22 protein-coding genes, 1 pseudogene and 1 other annotated feature are annotated in these 26917 nt (G+C 49.3%); of the genes and pseudogenes, 12 read left to right on the top strand and 11 right to left on the bottom strand.

Annotated elements, in window-relative coordinates; translation table 11 throughout:
• Positions 1-3 precede the first annotated feature (3 nt).
• On the top strand, positions 4-2016 hold the full coding sequence (gene rep / locus LG288_RS00875) for a DNA helicase Rep (protein WP_404401105.1): 2013 nt from the start codon (positions 4-6) through the stop codon (positions 2014-2016).
• On the opposite strand, the gene LG288_RS00870 is transcribed toward rep, so the two are convergent.
• Positions 1994-4573 carry a diguanylate cyclase domain-containing protein gene (locus tag LG288_RS00870; RefSeq protein ID WP_404401103.1) on the bottom strand — a complete coding sequence of 860 codons (2580 nt, stop codon included), beginning with the start codon at positions 4571-4573 and terminating at the stop codon, positions 1994-1996. The two genes, rep and LG288_RS00870, sit on opposite strands and share 23 nt — an antisense overlap.
• Before the next feature lie 197 nt (positions 4574-4770).
• Complete coding sequence (locus tag LG288_RS00865; RefSeq protein WP_404401101.1) at positions 4771-5199, bottom strand: c-type cytochrome; 429 nt, start codon at positions 5197-5199, stop codon at positions 4771-4773.
• Between the two features lie 79 nt (positions 5200-5278).
• Here LG288_RS00865 and dinB point away from each other — a divergent pair, with 79 nt between their 5' ends.
• Positions 5279-6349 carry a DNA polymerase IV gene (gene dinB / locus LG288_RS00860; protein WP_404401099.1) on the top strand — a complete coding sequence of 357 codons (1071 nt, stop codon included), beginning with the start codon at positions 5279-5281 and terminating at the stop codon, positions 6347-6349.
• On the opposite strand, the gene LG288_RS00855 is transcribed toward dinB, so the two are convergent.
• The 6 genes from LG288_RS00855 to LG288_RS00830 are packed head-to-tail and all read right to left on the bottom strand — an operon-like array spanning position 6346 to position 14505.
• Positions 6346-6789 carry a DUF4399 domain-containing protein gene (locus tag LG288_RS00855; protein ID WP_404401097.1) on the bottom strand — a complete coding sequence of 148 codons (444 nt, stop codon included), beginning with the start codon at positions 6787-6789 and terminating at the stop codon, positions 6346-6348. The genes dinB and LG288_RS00855 overlap by 4 nt on opposite strands.
• Positions 6790-6807: 18 nt before the next feature.
• A complete protein-coding gene (locus tag LG288_RS00850) occupies positions 6808-8700 on the bottom strand; it encodes a methyl-accepting chemotaxis protein (protein ID WP_404401095.1) in 1893 nt (630 codons plus the stop codon).
• A 27-nt stretch (positions 8701-8727) separates the two neighbouring features.
• A complete protein-coding gene (locus LG288_RS00845) occupies positions 8728-10101 on the bottom strand; it encodes a TrkH family potassium uptake protein (protein WP_404401093.1) in 1374 nt (457 codons plus the stop codon).
• Between the two features lie 4 nt (positions 10102-10105).
• Positions 10106-10759 carry a potassium channel family protein gene (locus LG288_RS00840; protein ID WP_404401091.1) on the bottom strand — a complete coding sequence of 218 codons (654 nt, stop codon included), beginning with the start codon at positions 10757-10759 and terminating at the stop codon, positions 10106-10108.
• 14 nt (positions 10760-10773) lie between these two features.
• Positions 10774-11811, bottom strand: a complete 1038-nt coding sequence (locus LG288_RS00835; RefSeq protein ID WP_404401089.1) for a GGDEF domain-containing protein — start codon at positions 11809-11811, stop codon at positions 10774-10776.
• Positions 11812-11832: 21 nt separating this feature from the next.
• The gene (locus tag LG288_RS00830; protein ID WP_404401087.1) at positions 11833-14505 is read right to left on the bottom strand and encodes a M14 family zinc carboxypeptidase; all 2673 of its coding nucleotides are present in this window, start codon (positions 14503-14505) and stop codon (positions 11833-11835) included.
• A 136-nt stretch (positions 14506-14641) separates the two neighbouring features.
• On the opposite strand from LG288_RS00830, the gene LG288_RS00825 reads away from it, so the two are divergent.
• Together LG288_RS00825 and hemN are read left to right on the top strand one after the other, a co-directional pair.
• A complete protein-coding gene (locus LG288_RS00825; RefSeq protein ID WP_404401085.1) occupies positions 14642-15034 on the top strand; it encodes a DUF4870 domain-containing protein in 393 nt (130 codons plus the stop codon).
• Positions 15035-15141: 107 nt separating this feature from the next.
• On the top strand, positions 15142-16503 hold the full coding sequence (hemN, locus tag LG288_RS00820) for an oxygen-independent coproporphyrinogen III oxidase (RefSeq protein WP_404401083.1): 1362 nt from the start codon (positions 15142-15144) through the stop codon (positions 16501-16503).
• An 18-nt stretch (positions 16504-16521) separates the two neighbouring features.
• Here the strand turns inward: hemN and tmpT are convergent, their stop codons facing one another.
• Positions 16522-17166 (bottom strand): thiopurine S-methyltransferase, encoded by a 645-nt coding sequence (gene tmpT, locus LG288_RS00815; RefSeq protein WP_404401081.1) that lies wholly within the window; start codon positions 17164-17166, stop codon positions 16522-16524.
• A 211-nt stretch (positions 17167-17377) separates the two neighbouring features.
• Here tmpT and yegQ point away from each other — a divergent pair, with 211 nt between their 5' ends.
• From yegQ to LG288_RS00795, 4 genes and pseudogenes are all read left to right on the top strand, one after another.
• Positions 17378-18610, top strand: coding sequence for a tRNA 5-hydroxyuridine modification protein YegQ (gene yegQ / locus LG288_RS00810; protein ID WP_404401079.1), 1233 nt, complete (start codon positions 17378-17380; stop codon positions 18608-18610).
• A gap of 37 nt (positions 18611-18647) precedes the next feature.
• Positions 18648-18824 (top strand): annotated as a pseudogene (locus tag LG288_RS00805) (4Fe-4S binding protein); the annotation flags it as partial.
• Between the two features lie 26 nt (positions 18825-18850).
• Entirely contained in the window at positions 18851-19576 is a 726-nt protein-coding gene (locus LG288_RS00800) for a helix-turn-helix domain-containing protein (RefSeq protein WP_404401077.1), read from the top strand.
• A 32-nt stretch (positions 19577-19608) separates the two neighbouring features.
• Complete coding sequence (locus LG288_RS00795) at positions 19609-20781, top strand: acyl-CoA dehydrogenase (protein ID WP_404401075.1); 1173 nt, start codon at positions 19609-19611, stop codon at positions 20779-20781.
• Here LG288_RS00795 and deoD read toward each other — a convergent pair.
• Together deoD and LG288_RS00785 are read right to left on the bottom strand one after the other, a co-directional pair.
• Positions 20778-21497: a purine-nucleoside phosphorylase gene (gene deoD, locus LG288_RS00790; protein WP_404401073.1), complete on the bottom strand. Its 720-nt coding sequence runs from the start codon at positions 21495-21497 to the stop codon at positions 20778-20780. The two genes, LG288_RS00795 and deoD, sit on opposite strands and share 4 nt — an antisense overlap.
• Before the next feature lie 113 nt (positions 21498-21610).
• Positions 21611-22827 (bottom strand): IS3 family transposase gene (locus LG288_RS00785; protein ID WP_404401071.1). Its coding sequence is split into 2 segments (ribosomal slippage): positions 21611-22545 and positions 22545-22827, totalling 1218 coding nucleotides; the frame shifts between segments, so codons are not numbered across the junction.
• Positions 22433-22549, bottom strand: a sequence feature (AL1L pseudoknot). Its footprint overlaps the gene before it by 117 nt.
• 106 nt (positions 22828-22933) lie before the next feature.
• Here LG288_RS00785 and LG288_RS00780 point away from each other — a divergent pair.
• From LG288_RS00780 to LG288_RS00765, 4 genes are all read left to right on the top strand, one after another.
• On the top strand, positions 22934-23143 hold the full coding sequence (locus LG288_RS00780) for a DUF2892 domain-containing protein (protein ID WP_404401069.1): 210 nt from the start codon (positions 22934-22936) through the stop codon (positions 23141-23143).
• Positions 23144-23265: 122 nt separating this feature from the next.
• The gene (locus LG288_RS00775; protein WP_404401067.1) at positions 23266-25287 is read left to right on the top strand and encodes a TonB-dependent copper receptor; all 2022 of its coding nucleotides are present in this window, start codon (positions 23266-23268) and stop codon (positions 25285-25287) included.
• Positions 25288-25305: 18 nt separating this feature from the next.
• On the top strand, positions 25306-26391 hold the full coding sequence (locus tag LG288_RS00770) for a sensor histidine kinase (RefSeq protein ID WP_404401065.1): 1086 nt from the start codon (positions 25306-25308) through the stop codon (positions 26389-26391).
• Positions 26384-26902, top strand: coding sequence for a response regulator transcription factor (locus LG288_RS00765; RefSeq protein WP_404401063.1), 519 nt, complete (start codon positions 26384-26386; stop codon positions 26900-26902). The genes LG288_RS00770 and LG288_RS00765 overlap by 8 nt, the downstream gene beginning before the upstream one ends.
• The last annotated feature ends 15 nt before the right edge of the window (positions 26903-26917 follow it).

Here is a 26917-nt window from a genome sequence, read left to right as displayed (position 1 = left end):
TTAATGTTAAACGAACGTCAGCGACAAGCAGTTCACTATATTCAAGGCCCCTGCCTGGTACTCGCCGGTGCCGGAAGCGGAAAAACCCGCGTCATTACCGAAAAAATTGCCTACTTAATTAAAGAAAAAATATACAGGCCACGTCAAATCGGTGCCGTTACCTTTACCAATAAAGCGGCCCGCGAAATGCGTGAACGGGTGACGCAGACCATGGGCAAACAACATAGCCGGGGCTTAACGGTATCGACGTTTCATACACTGGGGCTGAATATTATCCGCCGCGAGCTTGGCGCACTGGGTCTAAAAAGCGGCTTTTCGCTGTTTGATGATCAGGATAGCTTTGCACTGATAAAAGCACTCACTGAAGACGACTGGGACGGCGATAAACAACTGATTCAGGACTGCGTCTGGCAGATTGGTCACTGGAAAAACGATATGTTGACACCGGAGCTGGCCGCGCAACGAGCAGCCAACGAAAAGCAAGTCGCATTTGCCCAGGTTTACCAGGCCTATCAACGTAATCTGGTTGCCTGTAATGCGGTCGACTTCGATGATCTGATCCGCTTACCGACACTACTGTTAAGCACTAATCCACTGGCACTGAAACGCTGGCAAACTAAGTTTCAGTACCTGCTGGTTGATGAGTATCAGGACACCAACACCAGCCAGTACCAGCTAGTTAAGTTGCTGGTCGGCGAGCGCGGCCGCTTTACGGTAGTAGGCGATGATGACCAGTCAATTTACTCCTGGCGCGGCGCACAGCCACAGAACCTGGCGTTACTACAGAAAGACTTTAGCGACCTGAAAGTCGTTAAGCTGGAACAAAACTACCGTTCCCATGGGCGAATTTTAAAAGCCGCTAACATCCTGATTGAAAATAATCCCCATGTGTTTGAAAAAAAGCTTTTTTCTGATATGCAGTATGGTGTCCCCATGCGCGTCATCTACGGCCGTAACGAGGAACATGAGGCGGAGCGCGTCATTGCAGAAATCGTTAAACAACGTTTTTTAAAAAAGACCCCTTACCATGACTTTGCTATTTTGTACCGCGGCAACCATCAGGCCCGCCTGTTCGAAAAGGCGCTGATGAACAACCGCATACCCTACAAAATAACCGGCGGGCAGTCGTTTTTTGCCCGTGCCGAAGTTAAAGATATCATGGCCTATTTAAGACTGTTGGTTAACCCTGCCGACGATACGGCTTTTTTACGCGTGATTAACCTGCCTAAGCGGGGCATAGGACCGCAAACCATCGAACGGATTGGCGAATTATCAAAGCAGCTAAACAGCAGTCTTTTTGAGGCTGCACAGTCGCCTCACGTAAAAACCCTGCTGAGCCCGAAAGTTTTTAACGCCGTTGATCAGTTTGTTGAGATGATGAGCCGCCTGGCCAGAGAAGCCGACCATCAGCCCCATGCCCAAGAGGCCGTCAGGCAACTGCTGCATGATATCGCTTATGAAGACTGGCTATTTGAACAAAGCCCCAGCGCTAAAGCTGCTGAGATGCGGATTAAAAATATTCATGAATTACACCACTGGGTGTCTGATATGCTGGCCGGCTCTGCCGAACAAGAACCAATGACGCTGGAACAAGTGGTTAGCCGGCTGTGTTTGCGCGACATGATGTCTCGCAACGAGGACGAAGACAACTTTGATCAGGTTCAGTTAATGACGCTGCACGCCTCTAAAGGACTTGAGTTTCCGCAGGTATTCTTAGTCGGTATGGAAGAAGGCTTACTTCCTCATCAAAGCAGTATAGATTTGAACGATGTGGAAGAAGAACGACGCCTTGCCTACGTCGGTATTACCCGGGCACAGCATCAATTATTTTTTACCATGGCCCGAGAACGGCGTCAGTACGGTGAAGTCATCAACCCTCAGGCCAGCCGCTTTTTACACGAGTTGCCGCAGGATGACCTTGAATGGGAGCAGCAACAGGCGGCGAAGTCCGAAGAAGATCGCGAGCAGCAACGCAGCCGCGGACTGGAAATGCTCAAAAATGCACTGAAGAAATAAGATGCTGCTGGTGGTCAGTTACAAAGCGACCCTGGCCGACATGAACCCCGAGGTTGCGCACTTGAGCGAAGATGATTTCGCTGTCGATACCGGTCGCGTACAGCTCAATATTTAGCTCGGCACACAAATGAGCAATATGCTTTAACAGTGTTCTGGCACGCTTATCATGGGCAAGAGCCGCCACAAAGTCATGATCCAGTTTAACGATATCAAACGGGTAGCTGTGCAGAAACTGCAGTGGGCCTATACCCGCACCAAACTCGCTTATCACCAACATAAAGCCCACTTCGGCCAGGCGTCTTAAACTTGCCAGGCAGCGAAGTTCGTTAAGGCTTAATGATGTTTCTGTAAATTCCAGCGCCAGCGAGCCGGGTGACACCTGCTGCGCTTCAACCTCTTCGATTAAGGCATTTACGTAACTGTTTTTGGTAAGATGGCGGGCTGATATCTTCAGGTGCATAGTAACAGCCTGATTGCCACTAGTTTGCTTTATCTGTTGGCAACAGCCGCGCAGCAGAAACTGATCGAGGGCTATCACGCGGCCAATTTTTTCAGCGACTGGCATAAACTCATCCGCCATTAATTGCCGCTGGCCATCGTGCCACTGTAACCGGGCCTCACAACCGATGCGCTGGTCTGACGCGAAATCAATGATATTTTCGCTGCTTAACTGAAAATCGGTTTCGATGTCCGCTTGGCGCAGGGCTTTTTCCAGTCGCACGGATTTGACTAAATCCTGATGCATTTGCTGGTCAAAAACTATATACCGGCCGCGCCCCTGCACTTTAGCCTGATACATGGCAGCATCCGCATCACGTAATAGCCGCTCAACAGACTCTTCAGCATCGCGACAGAGCACAATACCGACACTAGCGCCCGAAAAATGATCCTGCCCGTTAAGATGAAAGGGCTCAGCAAGACAACTTATCATGCGTTTTGCCACATCTTTTGCATCTTCGGCAGAGCTCATTGTATCCAGCAGCACTACAAATTCATCGCCGCCCAGGCGGGCGACCATATCATTATCACGTATGCACTCATTAAGTCGTTTGCTGACTTCCAGCAGAAACTGGTCACCAACCGAGTGGCCCAGGGTATCGTTAATGTTTTTAAAACGATCTAAATCTAAAAATAGCACCGCAAAATGGTGTTCCGGGTGGCGTCTTTTATGCGCTACAGCCTGATGCAGCCGTTCCGTGAACAAGGCGCGGTTGGGCAGACCTGTTAAATTATCGTGATGAGCATCGTGGAAAAGCTGGGCCTCGATTTTTTTACGCCGCTCAATTTCCGAAACCAACTCCTCGGTGCGCTCGGTAACCTTTTTCTCTAAAAACTGATTGACCCGCCGAATCTCTTCCGCCGAACGCTTACGGTCTATGGCAACAGCAACGTGCTGAGAAACAAAGTTCAGTAGCTCCAGATCATCGGCCTGATAAAGAAAATCGCTACCGTAGCTTTGCACAGCAATCACCCCAAGCACTTCACCTTTAAGTATTAGTGGTGAGCCGAGCCACTGTTTTTCAATTTTTTCTTGTCCCGGTGCCGGCCTGATTTCTCCCGACTCAATCAGCTGTTGGCGACGTGTCAGGTTGATGAACGCCGGCTGCTGATTACGGATAACGTATTCGGTTAAGCCCCGGCCCAGGCGCCGACGCTCGCCTTTTTGGCCAGTTTCATCCTGATAGTAAGGAAAATATAAGTGCTTTTTATCGGAAGACAATAAAGCGACATAGAAGTTTTCGGCTTGTAACAAGTTAGCAATCTGCTGGTGCAGACTTTTATAAAATACGGTCATGTTATCCGAGGTATTGGTCAGCTCGGATATCGCAAACAGTACCGCTGTCTGCTGTTCCGCCTTCTCGCGTACGCTAATCTCTTTAACCAGGCTGTCATTGACATGGCGCAGCTCTGCAGTTTGGTGAGCAATTTCGCGCTGCATCAGATCGCGTTGCTGCAGGCGCTCTAGCGCAGTAACCACATGTTGTGAAACAAACACCAGCAGATCTTTATCTTTTTCGGTGTAGTTGTGCTCATCGTCATAGCTTTGCACAACCATCACACCAATGGTTTTATCCTGACTTTTCAGTGGCACACCCAGCCAGTCGTTATGGGCAGCACCCAGCTCCTGCACTTCGCCATCGCGAATCAACTGCTGATAAGTGGTTGGTGGACACAGTAAAGCATCCCCCGTGCGCAACACATAACCCGTTAAGCCATTTGCCAGCGTCTTTATCGGCAGCTGCTCAAACAAAATGTCTTTATCGACTTGGTCAACAAAGTAAACAAAGTTAACCAGTGCTTTTTGGTCGTCATAAAGACAGATGTAGAAATTCTTTGCGAACATCAGCTCGCCAATAATTTCATGTACGGACTGATAAAAGTTATCCATTTGCTGCGCCTGTGCAGCTAATTCGGAAATACGGAAGAGTGCGTTCTGGATAACTTCAGCCGAGCGGTACTGATAGGTAAGCTGTTTTAGTCGATGCACGACTTTTTGCAATTTGAGGTTTTCTTCCTCTAATTGTTTTACGGCTGGCTTTGATGCTCTGTTGGTCACACTCTGTGCTTCCTCAAACAATGAATAGGTTAACTAATAAACAGCTATCGAATGTTATGTTATTTTTTTTAACAAAAAAGTAGTATAAACGCATGTTTGAAAGATGCAACTGCAGAGTCTTGTTTTCTTGCTCTCCGTTTCGAAAAATAAAAAAGCCACCCTTAGGTGGCTTTGAGCAACTGAACCAGAAAGTCCGCTTAAATATCAGCAATCATATAATCGATTGCCGCCTGAATTTCGTCTTCAGAGCAGTCTGAGCAGGTTCCTTTGGGTGGCATCGCATTGTAGCCTTCGACCGCATGCCGCAGCACGGTCTCCATGCCTTGTTCTAAACGTGGCTCCCAGTCAGCAGCATTATTGATCTTCGGTGATCCCATCACACCGGACGTATGACATGCAGAGCAGTAGGTGTTATAAATGTCTTCGCCCGAGCGGGGACCATCCGCAGATGCCTGTTGATCACTGCTCTCTCCAGCCACATAATGCTGACCGATAGGCTTGATACGTTTTTCTATCGCTTCTCTGGTCATTGCGTCCTGTACTGATGCGGCACTAACCGTGACTGCAAATAACGCCGCAACAGAAGCAAAAAAGCCTTTTGATACGAAAGATTGAATACGTTTCACTGGTTTCTCCTAAGTGGCTGGTGATGTCATACCCAGTTTGTGGCTTAATTATAACCTCAAATTCGTGCAGGATAAACACTTGACTGATGTTACGCGTAAAATTGCTTTATTGGATCTGGATGCCTTTTTTGCATCCGTCGAAGTTTTGCGTGATCCCAGCTTACAACATAAGCCATTTGCGGTCGGTGGCGGCGGCGACCGAGGCGTAGTCGCCACCGCCAATTACCTGGCCCGCCGTTATGGGGTGAAAAGTGCGATGCCGGGCAGTCAGGCGCGGCGACTCTGTCCCCAGCTGATTTTTGTTAAGCCGGAACAAGGCCGTTACCGGGAAATGTCAAAGCAAGTGCTGGCGCTGCTGAGCGAAGTCACTGATATTATTGAGCCTGCTTCTATTGATGAGTTTTATCTGGATTTAAGCGAAAACCAATTATTTAAAGGCAGCGCATCTTTAACCATGCAAGCACTGCGAAAGAAAATTGAACAGCTGGGTATCACCGGCTCAGCCGGTATTTCCTGCCAAAAAATGGTCGCTAAGATAGCCAGTGATGAGAATAAGCCCAACGGCCAGTTTCTGGTCACTCCGGAACAGGTGTTTGACTATATTGCCCAGCTTGAACTTAAACGTATCCCGGGCGTGGGTCCAAAAAGCCAAAAGCTACTGGCCGAACATGGTTTACTGCGGGGGGCAGACGTACAACAAACTGAGCTTAAATGGCTGCAGCAAATTATTGGCGATAAAGCCGGGTACATTTTGCACCAGCGCTGCCGGGGTATTGATAATCGCCCCCTGGTTACCCACCGGATACGCAAAAGTGTCGGCGTAGAACAAACCTTAAGTGCTGATATCACCCGGTTAGCGACCGCACAGGATTACTGCCAGCAGCAATTGTTAACAAAGCTGAAAAAACGGCTGGGAATAGCACACTGGCAGGAACAGCCAATCCGCACCCAGACGGTGAAACTAAAATTTTCGGATTTTACTCAGACTACCGTTTCGCGTGCCAGCCAGCGAGTATCACCCAGCCTCTTTTATCAATTACTGGAGGAAGCCTGGCAACGGGGACAGGATAAAGGGGTAAGACTGCTGGGAATCAGCGTTAGTTTGCCCGATCCCCAGCAACAGCAACAGTTAGAACTCGATCTCGACTAGTCTTCTGAGACCGTGATGGTAATTTTTTCAGACATCACCACCGGATCATGAGGGACGTGATTCTTATCGCCCAGAACCAGTTGCAAGGTGTGCTCACCAGGCTCCAGGCTAATGGTCGTTTCGGTCTGTCCGCCACCAAAATGAATGATTTCACCACCCATTGGCTGATCCATTGCCGGCATCTCATCCTGGTCGATTAACAAGTGATGATGGCCTGTACCTGCCATGTCAATACCGGCCGGTGCTACACCCATACCGGACAGACCAAACTTTACTTTGACCTTAGGCCCGACAACTTCACCGTCCTGAGGAGAAATGATATAAGCCCGCGCCCCTTCAGATGACTCCGTTCGTTCCATTTCTTGCGCGCTGACAGCGTTCGTGGTCATCATAAACATACCGGCCAATACGATGGCGCTGGCGGCTAATGTGGTTTTCATTGTTCTCTCCTTAACTGACTAATTCAGTTTAAACTTACTGACTAACGACTCTAAACGATCAAACTCGCGCTCTAATTCCTCGCAGGCTTCATGAGTTTTGCTTAAGTTTTCCTGATTTCGCTCGTTCAGCTCGTTAATCTGAATAATATCTTCATCCAGAGATTTAATGACTGAATTTTGTTGCTCAGTTGCTGAGGCGACTGAGTGATTGACGTCATCAATCTGGCTGATAAGACCATCAATTTCGGCCATATGAGTTGATGAAGCTTCAGCGGATTCCACCGATTGGTCGCTGGTGGCCTGACTTTCGTTCATTACCTTAACCACATTCCGGGTGCCCTGATTAACGCGCTCAATCATGGTTTCAATTTCACCCGCCGAGTCTGCCGTGCGTTGCGCCAGATTACGCACTTCATCAGCGACCACAGCAAAGCCGCGGCCGGCCTCTCCCGCACGGGCCGCCTCGATAGCGGCGTTTAAGGCCAGTAAATTAGTTTGTTCAGTAATGCCCTTAATCACTTCCAGAATATGCCCGATACTTTGCGTATTTTCGTCGAGTTCAGTGATTGCGCCGGCCGATTCCTGCATACGCCGTGACAACTGTTGTATTTGCTCCATATTCGTCTGTAGCGCCTCACGTGCCTGAGTAGACTTCGCATTAGCTGAGGAGGCATTTTTCGAGGCCTCAGAGGCACTGCCGGCGATATCGTTGGCACTGGCGCCTAACTCGTTGACAGCTGTCGCTACGGCACTGGTCCGCGAGGCCTGCTCATTGCCAACGCTGAGCGAGTCTTCATTGGCCCGTGCCATTGCCCGGACATTTTTTTCCAGCTGCCCGGAAGCCACCTTTACATCTCTGATAGCTGATTGAATTTTCTCGATAAATTCGTTCATTCGATGAGACAGAATGCCAAATTCGTCATGGCTTTCTACCGGCAACCGCTGAGTCAGGTCGCCCTCACCTCTGGCCATGTCAGTAACCGCACCAATCAGGTGCCGCAGCGGTGCCAGTAAAATTCTCAGCAGCCAGCTGAGTAACATAACAACCGCCAGAATACCGACAATAAGGTAAACTAAGGCAGACCAGGCAAAGGCTGCCACATCCGAATAGGCTTTTTGTTCATCTATCGCAACGCCAAGGTACCAGTCAACGCCAGCAATTCCTTCAACCTTTTTAAAGGAAACCAGGTTGTCCTTACCGGCTATTTCGTAGGACTGAAAGCGATCGGAAATACTGGCCTGCTGACCCAAATATTGCTGAATTGAAGAATCGACGCGATCGGTATCGGGGTGACTCAGAATGCTTCCTTCCTGATCCACTAAAAAAGCGTAGCCCAGTCCCATAAAGTCAATGTCGTTTACAATGGCAGAAATAGTGTCCAGCATCATATCGCCACCGGCGACACCCAGCAGCTGGCCGTTTTCTTTTACCGGAACCACGGCGGAAATGGTCAGTTCGTTAGTGGTGACATCTATATAGGGCTTGGTGTAGGTCGCACTATCTTCACTAATCGCCAGTTGGTACCAGGGGCGACTGCGCGCATCGTAGTCAGCGGGCAGCTCGATAGACGTGTCATCAAGAATAAAGGTGCCGTCAACCAGCCCGTAATAAACGTTTTTAAAGTCGCCCGCTGCCTTTGATTGCTGCACCTTTTCAATCGCATCAGCGGTGCTGTCGTTACGGTCATAAGCGGTTGCCGTGGCACGGATAATACGCATCCGGTCATTCAGCCACTGCGAAATATTATTTGATACCGAACCCGATAGTGCCTGCATCTGCGCCTGCAGGTCAGTACGGATCTGGGAGGACATTTGATAAAAGTTGGTTAGAGTAAAAATCCCCAGCACCAGTACTAAAATGAGTGATGCAGCAATAATGACTTTGTGAGTAAAACGTAAAGACTTCAACATAATTTAGGCATCTCTTTTTTATCGTTATTAGCCAACCTGGATGTCGGTTTTAGGATAACGCACATGGCGTTTTTTCGGTGTTGCTACAAAATAACCCAGAGTCAGGGGCCCCAGCCGGCCTGCGTACATCAAGAACACTAAAATCAGCTGACTACCGTCGCTGATTTCTGCCGTTACTCCCCGAGACAGGCCAACCGTCGCCGAGGCAGACAAAACTTCAAATGCTATATCTATAAACGGCAGATTGTTTAGAATCATGAGCGCAAATATACCGCAAAAAATTAACCCCAGATAGACCACAGTAACAGCCAGTGCTTTCATCACCAGATCTTGTGGTATGGTGCGGTCGAATAAAGTCACCTCGTCACGACGACGTAAAAATGCATAGGTGGCAACCAATAGGATAATAAAGGTGCCGAGTTTGATGCCGCCAGCGGTGCTCATTGAACCACCGCCAATAAACATCAATAAAAAGGTAAAAACCGCACTGGATTCGGTCATAGCGCCGGTATCCAGGGTATTAAACCCTGCCGAACGCGGTGTGGTTGCCTGAAACCAGGCATTAATCGCCTGATCATACCAGGGCATTCCGGCCAGGGTTGCCGGGTTATTCATTTCTAACAGCCATAGCACCGTCATTGCAATGATATTAATCGCAATCGTCGCAATAATAATTGCCTTAGTGTAAACCGACAGGCGGTACCAGCGGCGTTGTTCGTAAATATTATTGATAACTGAAAAGCCGAGCCCGCCAATGACAAATAACACACTGATCAGTAAGGTGATAAAGCGTTGTTGCTGGTAATCGACCAGACCATTGGGGCTCAACACAAAGCCCGCACTATTAAACGCAGAAACCGCATAAAATATCGCTTCGAGGAAGGCGGCTGTAAGGCCTTTATCAGTCAGCCAGTAAAGGGTCATAGCAATAACCGCAATGCCTTCGGCAAGCAGCGCCAGCAACACCACCGCCAGCGCAGTGCGTTTTATCGACATAAGGCTGGTTTCCTGCATATCCTCGCTGGCCAACATTTGCTGCCGGATACCCAGATGCCCGCGCAAAGATAAGGCGGCCAGCACCGCAAAGGTCATAAAGCCCAGTCCGCCCGCCTGAATGAGCAAGGTAATCACACTAATACCAAAACCGGAAAACGTAGCGCCGGTATCCACCACCACCAGCCCGGTCACCGTAACCGCTGAGGCTGCCGTAAACAGGCTTTCCAGCCAGGTAATTGACTGCTCTGTTGCAAAGGGCAACTTCAGCAATAAAGTCCCTAGCAGGATTAGGCCGGCAAAGCCTGCGGATAGAATCAGCGGTGGACTCAGCTTAGTCTGGCGCCTGCGAGCGAGTTTTTTTCGTAAACGGTAAAACTTATTAACACTGGAGAGCCATGGCTTCATGCCATTACCTCAGTTTCGGAGCGATTGATTTTAGTGCTTGCAGACTGCCGGCCAAAACCAGAGTTTCGTTACCCTGTAAAGTGACAGAAGATGACGGATTAGTGGTGACTTCATCACGCCGTTTTAACAACAGTAAATGGAAGTGTTCCAGCTTTTCCGGCATAAGATCCGCCAGCTGTTTATCTTTTAAATGATCAGCAACGTCAATTTCGACACAGTACCAGTTGTGCCCCAGCGACATATATTCATTAACCATTGGGTAATTCAGCGATTGCGCGACCCTAATGCCCATTTCCTCTTCCGGGTGGATAATGCGTTTAACACCCAGCCGGGATAAAATTTGATGGTGTTCTTTAGAGGTGGCTTTGGCCCAGATGTTTTTAATACCAATGCTTTTTAGGTGCAGCACACACAACAGGCTGGCTTCCAGGTCCTCACCAATCGCTACCAGCACCACTTCGCATTCCTCGAGACTCAGTTCCCGCAGCGCTTTTTCGTCGGTAACATCGGCAATAGCAGCATGGGTCAGATAATCCGCTAATTCATCCACGCGGCGTTCGTTAAAGTCGACGCCGATCACATCATGACCCAGGTCCAGTAATTCTAATGACGTCCGGGCGCCAAACCGACCAAGACCAATAATTCCAAATTGTGCCATGCGTACCCCTTCAATTAATCAATAACCACCCGATTCCGCCCATTTTCTTTGGCCAGATACAAGCGCTTGTCAGCGCGTTCAAGCCAGTCAGTCCAGTGGTCGTCTTGCGTTAACTGAGCCACCCCCGCCGACAGCGTCATCGAAACCTCAGTGCCCTTAAGTTTAAACAGTTGTCGAGCAAATTTTTGCCTGACTTTTTCGGCTGCGCTATAGGCACCCTGCAAATCAGTATCAGCCAGCAGAACCAGAAATTCTTCGCCGCCCACCCGAAACACTTTATCCGTTTGCCGAACAGAGGCTTTTATCGTTGCAGCAGCCTGGGTCAGTAAGCGATCACCTTGCAGGTGCCCGTGTTGGTCATTCAGCGGTTTAAACCAGTCAATGTCACAAATTATCACAGAAACCGGCGCTTTATTGCGCTGAAACAAGGCTACAACTTGTTCAAGCTCAGTTTTCAGGCGTTTTCGGTTATATAGCCCAGTCAGCGTATCCGTGGTCGCCAGTTTAGTAAAGCTGCGTTGCATTCGCTCCAGTAACACCAACAGAGTGACCGTAAAAACGAACATCGCTGCCAACGATAAAATACCGCGCCAGGCAATACTTGCCGGCATCGCATTGAGGACCGCCAGACTAATTAGGATAAAAAATGCCAACGCACAGTAAATGGCCAATTTTCGTTTTAACAAAAAAACGATGGAAGCCATCACGGGAAAACCCCATAAAAAGCCGTTGACCCCATTAAGATAAGTCGAATAGGCAGTAGCCAGTGCCAGCATAGTGACAAAAGCTAATATGTGATAATTCCGCAGGCCCTGGTGACGCGAAAACAAAGCCAGCATAAGCGAGTAAACACAAAACGCCGACAGCCAGGCAGCCATTAGCCAATGGTCTGCATAAGCCTGTACCACAGCTAGCGGCAGGACGATAAAAAAAGTACCCCAATAAGTGCGGTTAGCTACTTTTCGGGTAAAGGCGGAAACAACATCCTCTGTTGTATGCCGCCCGTCATTGGATAAATTGGGATGCTTTTCATCCCGAGCCAGGTCTTCCATTAACTACCCTATGTTGACTGTTTATCGAGTCGTAGCCGGCGCCAGGAATAAGGCGTTCATTAACACCGTATTTAAGCCATCCATGTAGGCACGGTATGTCGGCTCCTGAGTAAAGCTAATGATCATCCCTTTAGCTTCTGGTTGCCAGATAAGTAATGGTTTATAAGGTAGCTGTTGCTGCGCGTCCTGCCATAAAAACCCGCTGGCAATCAGTTCATCCTGATCAGCAAACCAGGCGATATTGCGGCCGTGGTTAATATCAATGGGTGCAAAAATATTGTTACCCCGGTATAAACTGACCAACTCGGACTTTACGCCCGCGCTTAACCAGTGGTCGGCATCAACCTCAGCGTTCACCAAAGCGCCGGAAACCCAGTCAGGATTTTTGCCATGCGCTTTTACCTCGGTTAAAAGCTGCTCATGGGAGGCAATTGATTTTCCGTCGATACGGGTTTCGTCGCTCGGCTCTTCCACCCCCGACTCAGGTATTGAACGCTCCAGCTGCGTTTTCAGCAGGCCCGCTTCAACAGCCCAGGCCGATGCGTTACCAAGCGTAACCAAGACACCGCCATCGGCTACCCAACGCTTTAATTTAGCTACCGTATCCTCGGTAAAGTAACGGTCATAGCCCGAACTTTCCGGCAAAATGAAGACATCAAAGCCATCCAGTCCATCAGCCACTAATTGCATGGTTCTGACAGCAGTCACCGGGTAACCCATCTGCCGTTCGATGACAAAGCGCGTATGTCCGGCACTGTAAGGGCTGGCCGGGACATCCCAGGCCATCGCAATATTTGGCGCAAACAGGGAGTGGACATTATGCGAGCCAAAGCTCGGGCCATCGGTTATCCAACTGCTGTCGACACCCTGCAATGTAGCGCCTGTTTGTTTGGCTAAACGCTGCAACTGTTCAACAAAGCCGGGTTGCTTGTTGTCTGCCTTAGTCAGGATCAGAGAACCGCCAGGGTAGCGCCCCGCTGTATCATGAGTAAAGTCTAAGCCACTTTGTTTAACCTGCAGCCCTTCGCGCAGGGCCGCCGTGATAAAGCGGCCGGCATTCATGTCCCCTCCGCGAACCAAAAATGCGACACTAGCATCGGGGTTTTCTACAGTTCCGGGCTCGATACGTCCTTCACTGACGTTAGCGGTTTTAACCTCGGCAACCTCATCACAGGTGTCCATTGCGACGTTGAACATAAGAGGTAAGGACCAGCCAGTTACATCATAAATTTGGTCCGGTAGGTTATTTTTACGCCGCTGGTCCTGCTCTTCCAGAAAGTCCGCTGCCATATCCACCTGCTCATCCATTAACGTGCGGATCATGCGGTAGCCCGGCTGGGCCTTGTCAATCAGGAAACTGCCTTGCGGATAAGCTGTGCCGCAGGCACTGAACTCTTGCTCAGCCTGCTTAACCTCAACACCTTGCTCTACCAGTAAAGACGCCAGCTTGCGAGTCGCCGCAGGATCTTCTTGACCGGGCAGGATGAGTAAGCGCTGGCTGTCATTCTGGCCTGCTAAGACCGCGCTGCTGCGATAATCCCAGAATTTTCGCAATAATTGCGAACGCTTGTCCGACACGGTTTCAATCGTCGATAACGAGGCGACAAAGTGCTGCTGCACACCATCAGCGTAGGTTAAAATACTGCCATCTTTACGTTCAAAGCGATGTCCACGGGCCGAGGCCATTTCGTAAGTCATTGCAACCGAACCATGATACAGCGGCCAGCTGGCGCCATAACCCGGGTAAAAAGCATCGAAAATTTCGCGGGTGAAGTAATCAAAGCCTTTTTCATCAAACCACTGACCATTATTACGGCCAATCCATTCCAGCGTTTCCCGCTGCGGATCCGTAATCAGTGGGTTATAAGGGCGGGCTTCAGGGGTGAAATAATAGGTTGAGTCACCGCCCATCTCATGTAAATCGACAAAAACCAACGGATAATAGTTCAGCAGCGCATCAACCTGGCCTTTAATCTCAGGCTGAGTCAGTGCAATCCAGTCGCGGTTCATATCAAACATATAATGATTGGTGCGGCCGCTCGGCCAGGGTTCATTATGCTCAGCACTGCGCCGATCAGCAGAGTGCTCAAGACCCACGGTCATATAATAGCGCTGCACAAAACGAGCGCGCCCGTCAGGGTTTTGCAACGGGTCAACAAAAACGACTGTATTGTCCAGCCACGCTTTAGTTTCTTCTCGCTGGTCATGCAGTAAGTGGTAGGCCGTCATCATAGCCGCTTCCGGAGACGATATTTCGTTACCGTGGACACCATAAGATAACCAGATGCTGGCAGGAGTTTCCTCAATTAGTTGCTGAGCCTGGCTGTCACTGGTTTTGCGCGGGTCTGCCAAAGCCTGCATATTCGCCATAAACTGATCAAAGTCTGCCAGATTATCGGCACTGGAAATCACCGCATAGTAAAGCGGGCGGCCTTCCCAGCTGGAGCCATAATCTAATAACTTGACCTGATTCGGGAAAGCTTCGGCTAACGCCTCAAAATATTGACTCATTGCTTCAGGAGAGGTGATTTTCGTACCGATCGGGTAGCCTAATACCTGCTCCACAGTGACCGAACTGTTGCTATAGTTTGCCTCGCTTAACATAGCGGCCTCTCCCGCTAGTGTCTCTGCATTAACTGAAGTAGCCGTCAATGCAGCTGCTACAGAGAGGTTAAGATATTTGAGTAGTCTCATGGTGTTGCCCTGCCAGATCGTTGTTAATTTTATCGTTAACTAATGTAAAAGCAGAGTACCACGAAGGGAAGCCTTATTTGCCGCAGATTTCTGCGCTTTAACTTTTATTAACCGAATATGGACAGGGAAAATCCAAATGCAAGAAGAGAATATTCAACCGTCATCAGCAATTTCTGAACTGCAACGCCTGAGTGAAGACCTACCCACTTACGCTATGCTAATGCACTTATCTCAGTTTGCGGCCATCATTATTCCGTTTATTGGCTGGCTTGCACCCTTCGTGATGTGGCTGTTAAAGCGTGACCACGAATTTGTTAATCAGCACGGGAAATTAATTTTTAATTGGCTTATCAGCGTGATGATCTATGGCTTCACGGTATTTGCGCTGTTCTGGTTTATGCCATTCCTGAGCATTCCGTTTTTAGCGCTCTTATTTATCAGCTCAGCCGTGTTTACAGTGCTGGCTGCTATCAATGCCAAAAACGGCTGCTGTAAGGGCTATCCGCTAGCCATTCGTTTTCTTCGCTAATTAAGAAGCGATTTTTTGCAATCGATATTGATTTAAGTCAATTGCTAACAAAGCTTATGTTTGAGGAGATTGGTAGTATAGCCATCTCAGCTAATTAAGAGGTCATTATGTCAGTCATTCAGTGGGACAAAAAGTTGATTGAGAAATACAACATCAATGGGCCTCGCTACACATCCTACCCAACCGCTTTGATGCTTTCCGAACAGTTTGAACCGAATCGGATTGAAAGCGCGTTAAGGACAGCTGAAGATGGCTTATGCCTTTATATTCATCTACCATTCTGTCATAAGCTTTGTTATTACTGTGGTTGTAACAAAGTCGTTACGCGCCATCAGCACAAGGCCGACAAGTACCTGAATTATTTAGCGCTTGAAATGGCGATGTACAGCCCGTTAGTTGCTAATAAAGATATCCGGCAAATACACTTGGGTGGCGGTACGCCAACCTTTTTAACAGAGGCTCAGCTTAGCCGCTTAATGTTATTGGTCCGTCGGTATTTTAATTTTATCGACAACCCCGAAATCAGTATCGAGATAGATCCACGCAGTTGCAGTGACGAGAAACTCCGACACTTACGGACTTTAGGCTTCAACCGTGTCAGCTACGGTATTCAGGACTTTGATCAAAAAGTACAAGTTGCTATCAATCGTGTGCAGGATCACGATCTGATTAGCCACCAAATAAAGTTGAGTAAAGAACTTGGTTTTCAGTCGGTTAACGTAGATCTAATTTATGGCTTACCTTACCAGCAACCAACGACTTTCAGTCATTCGATTAAACAGGTTGTTACCATGGATCCAGACCGGATTTCAATTTTTAGCTATGCTCACTTGCCGCAACGCTTCGCTGGCCAGCGCAAAATTCCCGAGGATTCCATCCCACAACCATCAGTTAAACTGCAACTGCTCGAGCAGGCGATTACCCAGCTTGATTCAGCGGGCTATCAGTTCATTGGTATGGATCATTTTGCCAGAGAAACTGACGGCCTGGCAATTGCTCAACGTGAAGGCCGCTTGCAGCGTAATTTTCAGGGTTATACCACCGACGGACAGGATGCATTGTTGGGCCTTGGTGTTTCATCCATTAGTCAAGTCAATGGAGTGTTATGGCAAAATGAAAAAGAACTGCCCGCTTATTATAAACGGCTGGACAATCAGCAGTTACCCGTTATCAAAGGAATTAGCCTAAACGCCGAAGATAAAGCACGGGCAGCATTGATTTCTCAGATTATCTGCCATTTCACGCTGGATATCGAGGCATTTAGCCGACAATGGGACATTAGCAATTTTTGGCAGCATTTCGCTGATGCTGCCTACCGACTGTCGCCTTTTATCGAAGATGGTTTAATTCAAATTTCAGCGCACCAATTACGAGTTACCGATAAAGGCCGATTATGGGTTCGTAGTATCTGTGCGTGCTTTGATCAGTACCTCGATAATGGACAACAACGCTATTCCAAAGTCGTTTGAGTGACTTCATTAGCGACATCAAGGTTTTGCTAATTTGAACGCTTGTTCTATCACCGGGTTGTCGCAAGACTCAAGGGCATTAATTGATCCCTGCTGACGGGCTAACTGTTCGATCCTGAATCGTTGCCCGTACACTTTTTTCACCTCCTCTTCGGTCACTGAAAAAGGCGGGCCTTGCCGATAGCCCGGCGGATACTGAAGGGTGATTAATAGGCCCTCTGTATGCGCTGGCAATTGCCGGCAAAGCTGCTTGGTATAATCACTTCGCATTGCCGGAGGCAACGCTATCATAGCAGCCCGGTCGTACCATGCATCAACATTGGCTAAATCTGCTGCGCGAAGCTTAAAAAAGTCGCCAACCCATATTGTTAACTGATTTACAGAGTACTTGGTAAAGTGCGTATGCCGGGCAATTGCCGGCTGCAGTCGGTTTTCTTCAAAAAACTGCTCTACCGCCAACTCACTGAGTTCGATACCGAATACCCGGTAGCCTTTTTCAAGTAGCCATAACAAGCAATTCGACTTGCCACACAAGGGCACAAATACAGTTGCATCAGGCTTTGCAACACTGGCAAAGTGTTCACGTAGTAACCGGTTCGCTTCCATCTGATGGAAGCCAATCTCTTGGTTTTGCCACCGCTTGTGCCAAAATTCGCTCTGCATAATATCCTCCTTTTGTCATGGTGGCTTTAGCCCACCATTAATTATCTTTAGCCTACACCTCGTGACTTTGATTTGTATCAACAATTAGGGTTTCTAATTTTGTTAACCTCCACCCAACTTTTAAAAACTGATCTAAATCAAGCTGTCCATGGTCACAAACGTCTCTAAACCCGAACTTCTATGCCCTGCCGGCAACCCTGCAGCTATGAAAATGGCCTTTGCTTATGGCGCTGACGCCGTTTATGCCGGCGAGCCCCGCTACAGCCTGCGTGTCCGCAATAACGCTTTTACCATAGCGAATATGGGCGCCGCCATCGAATACGCGCATCAACATGGCAAACGCTTTTATGTGGTGGTGAATATCGCGCCCCACAATGCCAAGTTAAAAACCTTTGTCGAGCATATGGGCAAAATTATCGCTTTGGGACCGGATGCACTTATCGTCTCAGACCCGGGTGTTATCTTACTGTTACGTGAGCATTATCCTCAGCAGGCTCTGCACTTATCAGTACAGGCCAACACTATCAACTGGGCGGCTTTAAAGTTTTGGCAACAGCAAGGCATAGAACGGGTGATTTTATCGCGCGAACTATCCTTGTCGGAAATTGCGGAAATGCGAACACAAGTACCCGAACTGGAGCTGGAGGTTTTTGTCCACGGTGCATTGTGTATGGCTTACTCGGGTCGCTGTCTGCTATCGGGTTACATGAATAAACGTGACCCTAACCAGGGCGCCTGTACTAACGCCTGTCGCTGGGGTTATCAGGTGCACGAAGCAACAACCGATGCGGTGGGACAGTATGTTCCGGCTAATGAGGTACCGGACCCGGTGTTATTAGGCGACCCAAAGCAACCTCAGGATTTAATGCTGCTGGATGAGGATCAACACGGTAGCTATATCATGAACTCAAAAGACCTCCGGGCCGTCGATCTGGTGGATGAACTGGTTAGGTTAGGGGTTCATTCACTAAAAATTGAGGGGCGAACTAAGTCCGACTACTACGTCGCCCGAACAGCACAGGTCTATCGTCAGGCTATAGACGATGCGGCTGCCGGCCGGACTTTTAATCCTCAGTTGCTAAACGACCTTAGCGGTATGGCAAACCGCGGCTTTACCCATGGTTTTTTAAAGCGCCACTCATCTCAGGACCTGCAAAATTATGAGCGCTCACACAGCGAGGGCGAACAGCTGCTAGTGGGTCAGTTACTTAATGAGCAAGCCGAACAACAGTATTTGGTTGAGGTAAAAAACGCCTTCTCGGTGGGTGACACCGTGCTGCTGATGACACCATCATGCAATCAGACGTTTAGTGTACAAGCTCTGACCGATGATAAGGGGAGCCCTATGATTCGGGCGCCAGGTTCTGGTTATCAGGTGGTCGTCCAAACTCAGTTACCGGTGGCCCGGGAAGATATTCCGTACGCAATGCTGATTAAGCTATAAGCCATTAAATTGTTGTTTAAACCGTGAGCAAAGCGCTATGATAGTCATTAATGAAGAGTGTATAAATTGTGACATGTGCGTACCCGAATGTCCGGTTGATGCCATTGATATGGGCGCCGAACATTACGAAATTAATCAGTCACTGTGCATTGAGTGTGAGGGCTATTACGATAAGCCTAGCTGTCACGCTGTGTGTCCGGTAGATGCTGTTGATATTTTAACTGATTAAGGCTTCCAAACATGACTCGTACCCGAAAAGATCAAGCTGAGGTGGCTATGCGCAATCCCATACAGTGTAATCAGTGCTGCATGCAGTCCATTTGTGTACCGGCCGGGTTGATTCCCAGTGAGATTGAACGGCTGGACAAGAGCAGCCGAGAACCGCATGTCTATGCAAAAAAATCAACAGTTTACAGTCCTGATCAGCCCATGCATTCACTCTTTGCCATAAAAAGCGGATCGGTTAAGTGCTACACTATTGATCGGGAAGGTAAACAGCAGATAACCAGCTTTCATCTGGCTGGTGACATCATTGGCATGGAGTCCATCTCTAAAGGTGCCGCGGTGACTTACTGTGAAGCGCTTGAAACCTCCATGCTCTGCGAAATAAAGCTTAACCGGCTTTTTGCACAGGATTTTTCCGGTGTTGATAAAAATCTGCTGCAGTTATTAAGCCAGCGCCTGGAGCAACGCAACGCCCATTATTTAAGTGTTGTAAACACCTCTGCAGAGCAGCGCATTGCGTCTTTTATACTGTCCATTAGCAAACATTTTTTTGAACACGGGTTCTCGCGCTACGAATTCCGCTTGCCGATGACGCGCACCGACATTGCTAATTATTTGGGTCTGGCCGTCGAAACCGTTAGCCGAATTTTCACGTCTTTTAAGCAGCAAGGAATTATTGATACGCAGCAGTCGATGCTAAAGATAAAGGAACCTGCAGTTCTTGAAAGACTGTTAAGTTAACTACCTCTGCCCCCTGACCTACGGAGAACGTCATGCCCCAACCCGCATTTAACTGGCAGGATCCGCTCAATATGAGTGCTTTGCTGAGCGACGAAGAGCGTATGGTACAGAACAGTGCTCATCAATATGCCCAGCAACAGTTGATGCCGCGTGTTCTGATAGCCAACCGTCGCGAACATTTTGATCGCGATATTATGACCGATTTGGGTGATATGGGCTTGCTGGGCGCTACCATACCCGAGCAGTTTGGCGGAGCTGGCGTTAATCACATTTGTTATGGACTGATAGCCCGTGAAATTGAGCGCGTCGACAGCGGTTATCGCAGTGCAATGAGTGTTCAGTCATCGTTGGTCATGCACCCTATTTATGCCTTTGGCAGCAGTGAGCAACAGCAAAAGTACCTGCCAAAGCTGGCCAGTGGTGAGTGGATTGGCTGTTTTGGGCTAACCGAACCCGATGCCGGCTCCGATCCGGCCAGCATGCGCAGCGTTGCAACTCGTACAGCCGATGGTTATGTTCTGAATGGCAGCAAAACCTGGATAACCAACTCTCCAATTGCTGATGTCTTTGTAGTCTGGGCAAAACTTGACGACCAGATCCGGGGCTTTATTTTAGAAAAAAATATGCCCGGCCTGAGTGCCCCGAAAATTGAGGGGAAATTCTCATTACGGGCATCGATTACCGGCGAAATCGTGATGGAGGACGTTGCCGTACCCGAGCAACAGTTATTACCCAATGTCAGCGGTTTAAAAGGACCTTTTAGCTGCCTTAACAAAGCCCGTTATGGTATTGCCTGGGGAAGCCTGGGAGCAGCAGAGTTTTGTTGGCATGCAGCACGCCAGTATACGCTGGATCGCACACAGTTTGGCCGGCCCCTGGCAGCCACCCAGTTGATTCAGAAAAAACTGGCGGATATGCAAACTGACATCAGCCTGGGCTTGCTGGCCGCACTGCAAGCGGGACGAGAGCTGGATAAAGGAACCTTAAATCCAGCCGCTGTATCATTGATTAAACGCAACAATTGCGCCAAAGCTCTTGATATCGCCCGCCAGGCCCGCGATATGCACGGCGGCAACGGCGTTTCTGACGAGTACCATGTGATCCGCCATGTTATGAATCTGGAGGCCGTTAACACCTATGAAGGTACTCAGGATATTCATGCCCTCATTTTAGGCAGAGCACAAACAGGCCTGGCTGCATTTTAATCCGGATATCCGGCTATAGCGGTGTCCAGCGCCAGAGTGATCATCTGCTGAAATGAGCGCTCTCGCTGCTCAGCTGACAGATGCTGTTGCGTTACTAAGTCATCGGATACCGTCAAAATAGCCAGCGCCTGCGCTCGATGCCGGGCAGCCACTGCGTATAGCCCGGCAGCCTCCATTTCGATGGCAAGGATATGCATACGGTTTAGGGTCGCAACTAACTTTTTGTCGGGATGATAAAAGCTGTCAGTGGAAAATACATTACCGACATGAAATCGCGCCACTTGCTGCCTGGCTGCGTTAACGGCAGTCTCAAGTAAATTAAAATCGGCCGCTGCGGCAAAATCATACCCATTAAACTGATTACGGTTGGCGCTCGAATCCGTCGAAGCCGACGCCGCGATGAGCAGATCGTTAACAGTAATACCAGCATCGGTTGAACCACAGGAGCCAACCCGTATTAGCCGCTTAACCCGGTACTCGCGGATTAATTCTTCCGCATACAGCATGCAGCTGGGCATGCCCATTCCCGTTCCCATCACCGACACCGGGCGCCCCCGGTATGTACCGGTGTACCCCAACATATTGCGCGTGGCATTGATTTGCCTGGGTTGCGCTAGAAAATGCTCGGCAATAAATTTTGCCCGCAAAGGATCGCCTGGCAGCAGGCAGCTTTCGGCAATCTCTCCGGCTTGTGCTTGAATGTGTGGCGTTGTCATATATTATGCTTTATCCTTAATTGTCTTTAAGCTTCATTTGGCTGGCTCAGCAAGCGTATCTGAACATAGCAGGGTGAATCGAACCGGTAAATTCGGAGGCGTATTTGTTTGAGTCATGCTGCCTCATCTTCTGCTAGTTGTCGATAATAGTTATCTTCATACTCAGCAGGTGGAATATCCCCGATGGGACTCAACAGGCGCTTATTGTTGAACCAGTCGACCCAATCGAGTGTTGCCAGTTCGACTTGCTCGAGCCCTCGCCAGGGTCCGTCTTTGTAGATGACTTCCGCTTTATACAGGCCGTTAATCGTTTCAGCTAGCGCGTTATCATACGAGTCCCCAACACTTCCAACTGACGCACTAAAACCCGCTTCTGACAGTCGCTCTGAGTAGCGAATAGACACATACTGGCTACCGCGGTCACTGTGGTGAATAACGCCTTTCGGTTTTCCTCGTGACCATAATGCTTGCTCTAAGGCGTCCAGGATTAACTGTGTCTGCATCGATTTCATCACACGCCAACCAACAATCTTGCGCGAGAAAACATCGGTGACAAAGGCGACATAAACAAAACCTGACCAGGTCGCGACGTAGGTGATGTCTGCGACCCACAGTTGATTCGGGCGCTGCGCAGTAAACTCACGATTGACCAAATCTAATGGTTTATCCGCACTGTCATCGGGAATGGTCGTGACACAGCCGCGACCTCGGCGCACACCACGAAGGCCCTGAACGGTCATCAACCTGGCGACCGTGCAACGGGCAACCGTAAAGCCTTCTCGTATCATCTGTTTCCACACTTTTCTGACGCCATAGCAGCTGCGGTTTTCCTGCCATACGCGTAGAATTTCTGGTTTTAGTGCTTCATCCTGATGAAAACGCTGGCAGCGACGCTCTGGCTCCGCTTCAAGTGACTTGCAGCGATAATACGTTGATGGTGCAATCTTTAAGACCCGACAGATTGGCTCGACACCATACAACGCCCGGTGAGCATCAATAAACTGGACTATTTCTTCGGTTTGCGGTCGAGCTCCGCCTGCGCAAAAAATGCAGCAGCTTTTTTCAGGATCTCGTTAGCCTGCTTGAGCTCTTTGTTCTCTCGCTCGAGCTCTTTCATTCTGGCTGCGGCATCACTGGTGACCCCTGGCTTCTTGCCTGAGTCGACCTCCATTTTGTTGACCCAGGACCTTAAGGTTTCTGGAGTACAACCAATTTTGGATGCAATAGATACCAAAGCAGCCCATCGCGACGAGTGCTCATGCTCTGATGTCAAAACCATGCGAACAGCACGTTCGCGGACTTCCGGTGAATAGGTGATTCTTTTGTTCATTGGCTGATTCTCTCAAGATTATTAGCCTCCGACAAACCCGGTTTGATTCAGGGCGTCATTTGAGTTGCATCAACCTAAACGAAATTTTCTTCTGGCGAGGTTCACAATGAGTGTAGAAAAAGCCGTCATGGCATTTGCGGGATTTATGGTTTTACTGTCGGTCGGGTTGACCTACTGGGTACACCCGAACTTTGTCTGGCTAACCGTATTTGTCGGCGCTAACTTGCTGCAGCAGTCGTTTACCGGCTTTTGTCCGGCTGCCATTATTTTGCATAAAGTGTTTGGTTTAAAAACCGAACGGGAACTGGCTCAGTAAACACTACCGGGCGCCGCCCGGCGCGGCGCTTTTATCAATCGGGTGCTACGTTTTGCCGCATCCTAAAAAATGGTGTTAAAGGCGATAATAACGGCTTCTTTTTTAAGGAGTTTAAAAACGCCATGCGACATACCCTTGCGCTAAGCTCAGCCTTTTTTGCTTTTTCCGTAACCGCACAAGACCTTCCGGTTGCAGACACCCACATCGATGAGCATGTTATTGTTACTGGCGAGTCCATGGTGTCTCCCGGGGTTTGGGTTATTGATACTAAAAAGCCCCGGCAGCCACTGCCCGCTCATGATGGCGGCGACTTTTTAAAAACTTTGGCCGGGTTTAGCGCAACCCGCAACGGGGGTGCGTCATCAGAACCTTTGTTTCGCGGTATGGGGGCTTCGCGGCTAACCATCGTTAATGATAGCCAAATGATGCAAGGTGGCTGCAGTAACCGGATGGATCCGCCGACCGCCTACATAACACCGCAAAGCTACGACTCTGTCACTATTATTAAAGGGCCGCAAAGCGTTCGCTTCGCCGGCAGCGCGGCGACCATTCTGTTCGAGCGAGAGCCACTGCGGTTTAGCCAGCCGGGTTATGAGGGTTACCTTAACGCAACAACGGCAAGTTTTGGTCGCTTGAATACCAGTGCGGAACTCATCGCCGGTAATGAATCCGGCTACCTTCGCACCAATTTAAGTGGTGCCACTGCTGATAATTATGAGGACGGTAATGGCCGTGAAATTAACAGCCATTATCAGCGCTGGAGCGGCGATGTCGATTTAGCCTGGACCCCCTCGCAGGAGCATCTGCTTGAGCTTAGCTTAGGCGTGGGTGACAGTGAAGCAGCCTATGCTGACCGCGCAATGGATGGCGCACAGTTTGAACGACGCAGTGTTGCTCTAAGCTATCAGTATGAAAACTCCGGCACGCTGCGCTCAGCAGATGTCAGTGCTTACGTTAACCACATCGATCATGTTATGGACAATTACTCGCTGCGTAATTTCACCCCTTCAATGATGATGCCTAATCGAACAGCACGCAACCCGGACCGCTACTCTCGGGGCATCAGAGCCGAGAGTCAGTGGCGGTTTATTCAGGATCAGCAGAGTCGGGTGGGGGCAGAGTACCACCAAAATGAGCACCGCGACCGGATTAGCCGTAACCAACTAGAAACACCTTATCAAAGTCTGCCTCGCAGCGCCGATGCGACCGCCTCGCAATTAGGTCTGTTTGCAGAGCACGAAATGCCGTTAGGTCGCCAATTGTTCCTGACCAGCGGCTTACGAGCAGATCACTGGCGGCTGACTGACAAGCGGCAAACCATTGGTGCAATGATGCAGATGCAGCCTAACCCAACCGCTAATATGACTCACGATGACGACTTGTGGAGTGGTTTTTTACGTATCGAACAACGCTTCGGACAAGGCTATTGGTATGCTGGCTGGGGTCAGGCAGAGCGTTTCCCCGATTACTGGGAAACTATTGGTAATAACCGTCGCTACCAGGACTCTGCATCGGCTTTATTTGTTGAGCCTGAAACCAATCAGCAGCTGGATCTGGGTGTGCAGTGGCGCAGTGATGGTTGGCGCTTTGAAGGTTCCGTATTTTACAGTGATATCGACAACTTTATTTTATTAGAACAGGCACCAATGATGCAGCCGGAACAGGTTCGTAACATCGAAGCTAAAAGCTGGGGCGGAGAAGCCACCGGACGTTACTTTTTAACGCCTGGTTGGCAGCTTTCTGCAGCTTTATCAGTTACCCGCGGCACTAACCGCACAGACGATCGTTATTTGCCTCAGCAGCCCGCCGATGAGCTGCGTCTTGCCAGCGAGTATCAATATAATGATATTACCTACGCAGCCGTTTGGCGGCTGGTAGCAAAACAGGATAAAGTCGATATCGGGCGGGGCAATGTTATCGGTTACGATTTTGCCAAAACGCCGGGTTATGGCGTACTATCGGCTAATATAAACTGGTCGCTGAGTACTGCCTGGCAAGTCAGTTCAGGCATCGATAATATCTTAAATAAAACTTACGCTGAGCATGTTAGCAGTGCCGGTGCCAATATCGCCGGCTTTGAGCAAGTCGCCCGGGTAAACGAGCCTGGTCGCGTCGTTTGGTTACAAACCAGTTATCAATTTTAAAAGGCAATTTAAAACACTATGTTTACACTCGCCAGCTTCTGCCTGGCCCGGCGCAGTCACTGGGTTATAAGTTTTGGCCTGGTGCTGGATATTTCGGTAGCCAACGCCCTGCTCGCTATCAGTGGCGGTATAAGCAACCCCTTTTCGACCCTGTTGCTGATTTTTGTCGTTGTTGGCGTGCTATTACTGCCCTGGGCGCCTGCGTTGCTGATACTGGTTGTCAGTATCCTCGGCCAGATGGCTCAGCTACTATTGCCAATGGTGTTTTCAAGTGGCCTGGGCCATGCCCGCCATGAGATGAGCGATAGTTTTTTAGCCCATTCACAGGGGATGGTCCTTAGTTTTGTCATTGCAGCGCTGATTATTTGGATCAGTAGCTTTTTATTAAAGCGGCGCTTAATCTTTAGCCAACAACAAGTTCAGGAACTGCGCGAGCGACAGCTCCGCGATGAGCAACTACTTACTATTGGTTCAGCCGCAGCTCAGTTAACCCATGATTTGGCAACCCCGGTTCAGACCATTAACCTGTTAATTGAGGAGCTCTCGGACACCCTTAACCCGGATCAGCTACAGCCGCTACAAACCGAAACCCAAAAAGTAAACGCCAGTCTGCAACAATGGCGCCAGTCGGCTGATGATATCCGGGCCAGGCGGCGGCACCGTTACCCGTTAACAAAAGTTAGCCAGGAGCTACGGCAGCTGTTTGCTGTCATCGTTCCGGAAAGTCCGGCGATCTGGAATGTTGATGAACCTTCGCCAACGGATGCGATCATCTGTGATCGCACGTTATTTCCCGCGATTGTTAACTTAATCGTTAACGCCAGCCGGACTGAACACAGCAGCCCGGCAATTGTTAGCATAACGGTATGCCGCAGGCAGCAGGTACTCAGGATAACTATTGAGAATCACAGCAATGACGCCACTTCTGCTATGGCGACCCTTGGCATACGCATACAAAAAAGCTCCGAAGGCACAGGTATTGGCGCGGTAATCAGCCATGCGACCATTGAGCGTCACGGCGGTGATGTCAGCTGGCAGCAAGTCGGTAATAGCATCCAAACTGAAGTCCGGTTACCGCTCGCACAGGAAAATAAAGATGAGTGAGTCTTTGTTATTGATAGACGATGAAAAAAGCTTTTGCGAAGTTCTGCAACGCAGACTCCGGCATCATGGTTGGCAGGTGGATGTAGCCCATGACAGCGCATCAGCACTAAAGCAACCCGGCCCTTATGATGTCGTTCTTCTTGATATGATGCTGGGCGAGGAAAATGGCCTGGAACTTATCGAACCGCTGCGACAGGCGTTTAACCCGCAACAGCTTATTGTACTGACAGGTTATGCCAGCATTGCCACCAGCGTTGCCGCCATCAAACGGGGTGCAACTGACTACCTTGCCAAGCCAGTGTCCAGCAAAGAGCTACTCGACAGACTTCAGGGGACAAGCCCTGCTTCTGATGCAGCACCTGAGCCTTTGTCGCCGGCACAAGTAGAATGGGAATATATACAGCGGATTTTACAACAAAATCAGGGCAACATTTCAAAAACGGCAAGGCAGCTGGGCATGCATCGCCGCACCCTTCAGCGCAAACTGACAAAAAAGGCGCCGACAAAATAAAGCCGCTGGCAACCC

It is taken from the genome of Idiomarina seosinensis (assembly GCF_044797955.1).
GTDB lineage: Bacteria > Pseudomonadota > Gammaproteobacteria > Enterobacterales > Alteromonadaceae > Idiomarina > Idiomarina seosinensis_A.
The sequence above is the reverse complement of the archived record's forward strand: the minus strand, read 5'-3'. Positions and strand labels throughout refer to the sequence as shown.